This is a genomic window from Verminephrobacter aporrectodeae subsp. tuberculatae At4 (assembly GCF_000193225.1).
Lineage (GTDB): Bacteria > Pseudomonadota > Gammaproteobacteria > Burkholderiales > Burkholderiaceae_C > Acidovorax > Acidovorax aporrectodeae.
On the sequence record NZ_AFAL01000906.1, the window covers coordinates 1 to 360 of the forward strand.

General features: G+C 69.2%; 1 protein-coding gene. It reads left to right on the forward strand.

The features are described 5' to 3' along the window. Positions 1-226: 226 nt before the first annotated feature. A partial coding sequence (locus tag VTU_RS35775; RefSeq protein ID WP_010109310.1) for an Ig-like domain-containing protein occupies positions 227-360 on the forward strand: 134 nt, incomplete at its 3' end.

A 360-nucleotide genomic window follows, 5' to 3' on the forward strand; every position in this document is an offset into this window, starting at 1 on the left:
CAACTTTCACGCCAACGGCGAATGCCAACGTCGCAAGCAACCGCATCAGCGTGAACCTCGCGGGCGTTGCCGACGCCGCAGGCAACGCCGGCGTGGGCCACGCCGAAAGCGCCCCCTACAGCGTGCACACCGCGGGCCCCACGGCGAGCATCACGGTGGCCGACGACGCGCTCACCACGGGCGAGACGACGACCGTCAGCTTCACCTTCAAGACGCCAACGACATCGTGCTCAGCGACGCCAACGGCACGCTGGGCCCGCTCACGACGAACGCCGAGCGCACGGTCTGGACGGCCACCTTCACGCCCACGGCCGACACCACCGCCCCAAGCAATACCATCCGCGTGAACCTCGCCGGCGT